7 protein-coding genes are annotated in these 6,765 nt (G+C 70.2%); 4 read left to right on the forward strand and 3 right to left on the reverse strand.

Annotated features, from left to right (window positions below):
• The first annotated feature begins 21 nt into the window (after nt 1-21).
• Together IEY30_RS21495 and IEY30_RS21500 are read left to right on the forward strand one after the other, a co-directional pair.
• A complete protein-coding gene (locus tag IEY30_RS21495) occupies nt 22-1,008 on the forward strand; it encodes a GNAT family N-acetyltransferase (protein ID WP_030203904.1) in 987 nt (328 codons plus the stop codon).
• Nucleotides 1,009-1,092: 84 nt separating this feature from the next.
• Nucleotides 1,093-1,452 carry a VOC family protein gene (locus IEY30_RS21500; RefSeq protein ID WP_030203907.1) on the forward strand — a complete coding sequence of 120 codons (360 nt, stop codon included), beginning with the start codon at nt 1,093-1,095 and terminating at the stop codon, nt 1,450-1,452.
• A gap of 80 nt (nt 1,453-1,532) precedes the next feature.
• Here IEY30_RS21500 and IEY30_RS21505 read toward each other — a convergent pair whose 3' ends face one another.
• Together IEY30_RS21505 and IEY30_RS21510 are read right to left on the reverse strand one after the other, a co-directional pair.
• Nucleotides 1,533-2,336, reverse strand: coding sequence for a DUF2382 domain-containing protein (locus tag IEY30_RS21505; RefSeq protein ID WP_030203909.1), 804 nt, complete (start codon nt 2,334-2,336; stop codon nt 1,533-1,535).
• A 50-nt stretch (nt 2,337-2,386) separates the two neighbouring features.
• Nucleotides 2,387-3,238 (reverse strand): mechanosensitive ion channel family protein, encoded by an 852-nt coding sequence (locus IEY30_RS21510; protein ID WP_030203911.1) that lies wholly within the window; start codon nt 3,236-3,238, stop codon nt 2,387-2,389.
• A 264-nt stretch (nt 3,239-3,502) separates the two neighbouring features.
• Between IEY30_RS21510 and IEY30_RS21515 the strand changes: the two genes are divergently transcribed.
• Nucleotides 3,503-4,159, forward strand: coding sequence for a TetR/AcrR family transcriptional regulator (locus IEY30_RS21515; RefSeq protein ID WP_229675141.1), 657 nt, complete (start codon nt 3,503-3,505; stop codon nt 4,157-4,159).
• 28 nt (nt 4,160-4,187) lie between these two features.
• On the opposite strand, the gene xylA is transcribed toward IEY30_RS21515, so the two are convergent.
• On the reverse strand, nt 4,188-5,366 hold the full coding sequence (gene xylA, locus IEY30_RS21520; RefSeq protein ID WP_030203916.1) for a xylose isomerase: 1,179 nt from the start codon (nt 5,364-5,366) through the stop codon (nt 4,188-4,190).
• A gap of 68 nt (nt 5,367-5,434) precedes the next feature.
• Here xylA and IEY30_RS21525 point away from each other — a divergent pair, with 68 nt between their 5' ends.
• Nucleotides 5,435-6,631, forward strand: coding sequence for an ROK family transcriptional regulator (locus tag IEY30_RS21525; protein WP_030203918.1), 1,197 nt, complete (start codon nt 5,435-5,437; stop codon nt 6,629-6,631).
• The last annotated feature ends 134 nt before the right edge of the window (nt 6,632-6,765 follow it).

Consider the following 6,765-nt stretch of genomic DNA (forward strand, 5'->3'; position numbering starts at 1 on the left):
CGTGCTGCGACAGTGAGCCGCATGAGTTCCGCCCTCACCGTCCGTCCGCTCGACCTCGGTGACGACGCCGAGCTCGCCGCCGCGTATGCCGTCGAGTCGGCAGCGACGAGCCACGTCCGTCCCGGGTGGGTGCCCATGGGCGAGGCCGCTCGGCTCACGGCCTGGCGCGCCGACGACGGCTGGCACCGCGTCCTCGTCGGGGCCTTCGACGGCGCCGACCTCGTCGGCGTCGCCTCGGCCCAGACGGCGCACGACACCCCCGACACGTGCTGGGTCGACGTCGCCGTCCACCCGCGCGCAGGACGAAAAGGCTTGGGTATGCGTCTGGCCCGCGCCGTCGAGGACAGCGCCCTCCCCGACGTGAGCCGTTTCGTCGCCAGCGCCTACCGCCCCACGACGGCAGCCGTCGACGAGCTCGTGCACGGCTTCGCCCGGAGTCTCGGCTACACCGTCGCCACGACCGAGACCGTCGTCGAGCTCGACCTGGCGCGCGCGGAGCTGGCCGACGACACGGCCGGCCACCACACGGCATACGCGATCTCGACGCACGTCGACGGCGTCCCTGCCCACCTGCGCGCGGACGTCGGCGTGCTCAAGGGGCTCGTCGACGCGGAGGCTCCCAACGGCGAGCTCGACTGGCAGCCCACGCCCGTCAGCGTGGAGGAGTACGCCACCGAGATCGCGCTCCGGCAGGAGCAGGGGCGCGCCACGATCGAGTCGGTCGCCGTGGACGCGGACGGCGCCGTCGTGGCGTGGACCGGGCTCGTCGTCGCGCCGGACCCCGCCCGTCCGGCCCAGATCGAGGGGACGCTGGTGCTCGCCGAGCACCGCGGCCACCGACTCGGCCGGGCCGTCAAGGTCTCCTCGCTCCGGGCCACCCGCGAGCACGGGCGCGCGCTCCGGGTGCGCACGAGCAGCGACGACGCGAACGTGTGGATGCGCGCCATCAACGCCGAGCTCGGCTTCGTCCCCGTCGAGTCCGAGGTCATCCTGCACCGGCGTCGGTAGGTCTCGGAACTCGCTGGGCACGCTCTTGGCACTACTGGCGCACTGCGGACGCGGATCGTCCGGGAGGCGCCCTACCGTCGGCGCATGGCCATCGCTCGCTACCCCAGCTTCGTCATCGACTGCCCCGACGCGGAGGCACTCGCCACCTTCTACGGCAGCTTGCTCGGCTGGGACGTCAAGACGTCCGACGGGTGGGGCGAGATCCGCGACACCGAGACGGGCAACTGCATCTGCTTCCAGCAGGTCGAGGACTACACACCGCCTCAGTGGCCCGGACAGGACGTGCCGCAGCAGATCCACCTCGACGTCATGGTCCAGGACCTCGACGAGGCCGAGCCCGGGGTCATCGCCCTCGGAGCCACCCGGCACGGGCACCAGCCCGGCACGTCGTTCCGCGTCTTCCTCGACCCGGCCGGGCACCCCTTCTGCCTCTGCGTGGACTGACGTCGACCGACGTCAACACGGCGGACGCACGACGTCCCGGAGACAGCACATCGGCTGTCTCCGGGACGTCGGCGTTGCGGTCAGACGCGGTCGGTGCCGCCGGTGCCGTCGGTGATCCCCGGACCGTCCGCCTCGATGCGCTCCTGGCGCACCTGCTCGGTGACGGTCTCCTCGTCGGTGACCTGCTCCTTGCCCAGGCGCACCCGCTCGACGGGAACGGCCTGCTTGTCGACAACGGGCTGCTCCTCGTGGAGCACGACCTCGTGCTCCTCCTCGGAGATGGCCGGGCCGTCCATGGCCTCGCCGCGGTTGGTCTCCGTGATCGGCTCGCGCTCGATGGTGACCTCCTCGCGCGTGACCGGCACGGTGACCTGCTGCTCCTCGGTGACGACGTACTTGCGCAGCTTCGCCCGACCCGTCTCGCGGCTCTCGGTGCCGACGTGCAGCTGCTCCTCAGAGCGGGTCATCGCGTCGTCGGTCGTGGGGCCGGAGGTGTCGTGGCCGACCGTACCGGTGTCTGCGGCTGACGCGTCGGCGGAGTCGCGGTCGTAGCCCGGAGCGGAGGTGATGCTCGTCAGGTTGTAGTGGCTGTACAGACGCTCCTCCTCCGACTCGTCGAGGTGACCGTTGTCGGGGTCGACGTTGGGCGCATCCTTGACGTGGTCCTTGGTGAACCCGACGCGCAGGCCGTCGTCGGACAGCTCCGCCTCGCGGAGCGGGACGAAGGACTCGTTGGTGCCGAAGAGGCCGGTGTTGACGGTCACCCACTCGGGCTCGCCGCTCTGGTCATCGACGTAGGCCTGGCCGGCCTTGCCGATCTTCTCCCCATCGCTTCCGTACACGGTCGTGCCGGGCAGGGTGGACAGTTCATTGCTGTTGAGCATGGTGTTCCCTTTCGGTGGTGGATCACTGGTGGGGCGCCTCTGGAAGACGATCAGTAGCGGTCGCCCGGCTCGCTGCCCTGTACGTGGGCCGAGCTCGCGGCAGGGCGGTCGTGGTAGAAGTCGTCCGCGGCGCGGGCTTCGAGGTCGTCATTGCCGTGCTGTCCGTTGCCGTTGAAGCCGGCCGCGGCCGCGCGGGCCTGCTCGCCGACGCCGGGTGCCTGCTGGACCTGGGCCTTGATGCGACCCGTCTCGTGCGACATGGTCTCGAGGTAGCCCTCCCAGCGGGACTGCATGGGCCGCACCAGGCCGCCGCCGACGCCGACGATGAGGATGCCGGCGATGGTGGCCAGCACCGCGATGAGGACCGGGGTGGTGACGGTGGTGGCGATACCCACCTGGTTCAGGGCGGCGATGATGCCGAGACCCAGGATGAAGACGCTCGCGATGTTGGCCAGGACCCGGCCGTAGGACAGCCCGCCGAGGGTGTTGGAAATGAGCTCGCGGACCGCGGCGGCTATGGCCGAGGCGATGACGATGATGATGATCGCGACGACGGCCTTGGGCAGGAACGCGATGACGCCGGTGATGAGGTCGCTGATCGGGTTGGGCCCGAAGACGCCGAAGGCGAGCTGCAGGACGAACAGCAGCAGCGCGTAGTAGACGAGCTTGCCGACGATCGCTGAGGCGTCGTACTGGCTCTTGGCGAGGGCCTTCTTGATGCCACCGCGCTCGACGGCACGGTCGAAGCCGACGCGCTCGAGGATCTTGTCGACGGCCTTGCCGATCGCCTTGGCGACGAACCAGCCGATGATCAGGATGGCCAGGAACGCGACGAGCTTCGGCACGAAGAGAGCCACCGATCTCCAGAGGTCGGTCAGGGCCGTGTTGAGGTTGTCTGTCATGGTGCGGGGCTCCCTTACGTTGTAAGTCGGACTGGGAGGTCATACCCGCAATGCGCGTCCCGTACCCACCGCTCCCGGACACAGCCGTTCCCGCGGCCGGATCGGGCTCCTCCTGCAGGGTCACGTCGCTGCCGGCGCAGGCATGCGATAGACAGGACGGAGCACACCGCACACCCTTTGAGGAGGAGCGTCATGCCGTCGCCACGCCCAGAAGTTCCGAGCGCGAACCACACGGACCGGCCGGGCCTGACACGGGCGCGGATCGTGGCGACCGCCGTGGACCTCATCGACACGGAGGGCGTCGCCGCCCTGACCATGCGGCGGTTGGGTGCGCGTCTGGACGTCGAGGCGATGTCGCTCTACCGCTACGTCAACGGACGCGAGGACCTGCTCGAGGCCGTCGTGGACGCGCTCGTCGACACGATCGAGATCCCGGGCCCCGGACAGCTCCAACCGATCGACGGCTGGCAGGCCTTCCTGCAGGTCCTGGCCCATGATGTGCGTCGTCTCGCGCTGGAGCACCCTGCCGCGTTCCCGCTCATCGCCACGCGCCACCCGGCCGCGCCGTGGCTGCGGCCGCCGCTGCGGAGCCTGCGCGTCGTGGAGGCCTTCCTCGACGGTCTGCGGTCACGTGGTTTCAACGACAGCCAGGCCGTGGCGGCCTACCGTTCGTTCACCAGCTTCCTGCTCGGGCACCTGCTCCTCGAGTCGGCCATGCAGGGTGCGGACATGTCACCGGCGGAAGAGCCCCTCGACGAAGGGGACGCGGACCTTCCCAACCAGGACGCGGAGCTCAGTCTCGCCGAGTACCCCACCTTGACGCGGCTGCGCTCGGCGCTGACCGAGGACCACACCGAGGACGAGTTCGAGCAGGCTCTCGAACACCTCCTCGTGCGCCTCGATCTCGAGCTCTCGCAGTAGGAGCCCGCACAGCCGGCGTGTGCAGCTCTCAGCTGATCAGGTGCTCGAGCGCGAGCTGGTTGAGGCGCACGAAGCCGAAGTCGCGCTCGGCCGCCTTCTCCGGGTCGAAGCCGTCGTCGCCCGCGAGGAAGTCCTCGAGCGACTCGCCCTCGCCGACGGTGGGCTCCGCGAGGTCGAGCACGCCGGCATACGCCCACGCCTCGGACGTGCGCGGGTCGGCGCGGAAGGCGGCAGCCTTGTCGGCGAGCATGAGGTACATCGCCATGTTGGCCTTCGCCGACTCCCAGACCCCGTCGAGGTGCTCGGTGCGCGACGGCTTGTAGTCGAAGTGCTTGGGCCCGGTGTAGCGCGGGGCGTCGGGCACGCCCGGGAAGCCGTTCTCGAGCAGGTCGACGGTGAAGAACGCCGAGGTGAGGTCGCCGTGGCCGAAGACGAGGTCCTGGTCGTACTTGATGCCACGCTGGCCGTTGAGGTCGATGTGGAAGAGCTTGTCGCTCCACAGCGCCTGGCCGAGGGCGTGCGTGTAGTTGAGGCCCGCCATCTGCTCGTGGCCCGTCTCGGGGTTGAGGCCGACGATGTCGCCGTGCTCGAGCTCGGCGATGAGCGCCAGCGCGTGTCCGACGGTCGGCAGCAGGATGTCTCCGCGCGGCTCGTTCGGCTTGGGCTCCAAGGCGATCCGCAGGTCGTAGCCCTGTCCCTTGATGTAGCCGGCGACGGTGTCGAGCCCCTCCTTGTAGCGGTCGAAGGCGGCGTGCAGGTCCTTCGAGCCGTCGTACTCGCTCCCCTCGCGACCGCCCCACATGACGAAGGTCGACGCGCCCATCTCGGCGGCGAGGTCGACGGCGCGCAGCACCTTGCGCAACCCGAAGCGACGCACGCCGCGGTCGTTGGCGGTCAGGCCGCCGTCCTTGAAGACCGGGTGGCTGAAGGTGTTGGTGGTGACCATCTCGATGGTGAGGCCGGCGCGGTCGGTGGCGTCCTTGAGCTGCCCGCAGATGCGCGCACGAGTCGCGTCGTCGGCGTCGAACGGGAAGACGTCGTTGTCGTGGAAGGTGATGCCCCAGGCACCGAGCTCTGCGAGACGGTCGGAGTACTCCCACGGGTCGAGCGCCGGGCGGGTGGGGCCGCCGAACGGGTCGGTGCCGGTCCAGCCCACGGTCCACAGGCCGAAGGAGAAGTGGTCGTCGAGAGTGGGCTGGCGCGTCATTGCGACTCCTGCGAGAAGGGTTTGTTTTGTCGTGCAACTTATATCCGGGACCGGCTAGGGTCAAGGGCATGGCCAACCTGCGCCAGGCGAGCCTGCGCCACGCGAACCTCGCTCTCGTCACGCGCACCGTGCTGGCAGCAGAGACGCCGCCGTCGCGCGCCGACGTCGCAGCGGCCACCTCACTGACCCGCTCGACGGTGTCGCGCCTCGTCGACGAGCTCGTCGCCGGCGGGGTGCTCGAGGAGGTCGAGTCGGTCGTCGGCGGACCGGGGCGGCCGGGTCGTCCGGCCACTCCGTTGACCGCCTCACGGGGGCACTTCGCCGCGCTGGGCCTGCAGATCGGCGTCGGCCACCTGGCTGCACGGCTGGTCGACCTGTCGGGGACCGTGCTAGCCGAGCGGCTCGTGAACGTGGACCTCGCGGGGTCGAAGCCTTCGAGTGCGTTGCGTCGGCTGGGGAGCCTCGCCGCGCGGGTGCTCGCGGAGGCGCCCGAAGGATGCCGCGTGGTGGGTGCCGGCCTGGCGCTCCCCGGTCTCGTCGACGTCGGGAGCGGCCGGCTGCTCAGTGCGCCCAACCTCGGCTGGGAGGACGTGGTGCCGGGCACTGGCTTGGAGGAGGCGCTCGGTGGGTTGGAGCTGAAGCTGCGCGTGGGCAACGAGGCAGACCTGGCGGCGTATGCCTTCGCGCACCCGGCGCCCGGGCGTGACAACGAGCCCCAGGACTTCGTCTACCTCAGCGGCGAGGTGGGCATCGGTGGGGCCGTCGTGCTCGACGGTGAGGTGATGACCGGTCGGCACGGGTGGGCCGGCGAGATCGGCCACGTGTGCATCGACCCCGACGGTCCGCCGTGCCGGTGCGGCTCGACCGGCTGCCTCGAGCAGTATGCCGGCCGGCTGGCCATGCTCTCCGCGGCCGGGCTCGACGTGGCTGCGATCGACGGCGAGCTGCGGGGGCGCGTCGAGGCTGGGGACGAGCAGGCTTGTGACGCGGTGCGATCGGCAGGTCGGGCCCTGGGGATCGCCCTGGGCGGCGTCGTCAACGTGCTCGACATCCCGACGGTCGTGCTCGGCGGTCATCTCGCACAGGTCGGGGAGCTGCTCAGCCCAGAGGTCGAGGCAGTCCTCGCCCGGCGGGTGCTCTCGGCGCACTGGGTGACACCGCGCGTCGCCATCGCTCCGGACGACCCGGCAGCCGGCGCGACGGGAGCAGCCCTCATCGCCCTCGAGGAGCTCGTGCGTCATCCCGCCGACGTCCTGGGGACATGACGAAGACCGCCTTGCCGTGAAAGGGCAGGCGCTCTCTTTGGTGTTGTCGCACGAATTGGTGTGGGTATGCGACAACCCCGCCAACGGTGTTGGCGGGGTTGTCGTGAATGGTTGTCCGGCTGCGTCCTACTCTC

It is taken from the genome of Terrabacter tumescens (assembly GCF_014646815.1).
GTDB classification, from domain to species: domain Bacteria; phylum Actinomycetota; class Actinomycetes; order Actinomycetales; family Dermatophilaceae; genus Terrabacter; species Terrabacter tumescens.

Excerpts from the sequence above, each read along its gene's own strand:
- xylA (WP_030203916.1), bottom strand. The coding sequence starts at position 5,366 with ATGACGCGCCAGCCCACTCTCGACGACCACTTCTCCTTCGGCCTGTGG.
- IEY30_RS21495 (WP_030203904.1), top strand. The coding sequence starts at position 22 with ATGAGTTCCGCCCTCACCGTCCGTCCGCTCGACCTCGGTGACGACGCC.
- IEY30_RS21500 (WP_030203907.1), top strand. The coding sequence starts at position 1,093 with ATGGCCATCGCTCGCTACCCCAGCTTCGTCATCGACTGCCCCGACGCG.
- IEY30_RS21510 (WP_030203911.1), bottom strand. The coding sequence starts at position 3,238 with ATGACAGACAACCTCAACACGGCCCTGACCGACCTCTGGAGATCGGTG.
- IEY30_RS21525 (WP_030203918.1), top strand. The coding sequence starts at position 5,435 with ATGGCCAACCTGCGCCAGGCGAGCCTGCGCCACGCGAACCTCGCTCTC.
- IEY30_RS21505 (WP_030203909.1), bottom strand. The coding sequence starts at position 2,336 with ATGCTCAACAGCAATGAACTGTCCACCCTGCCCGGCACGACCGTGTAC.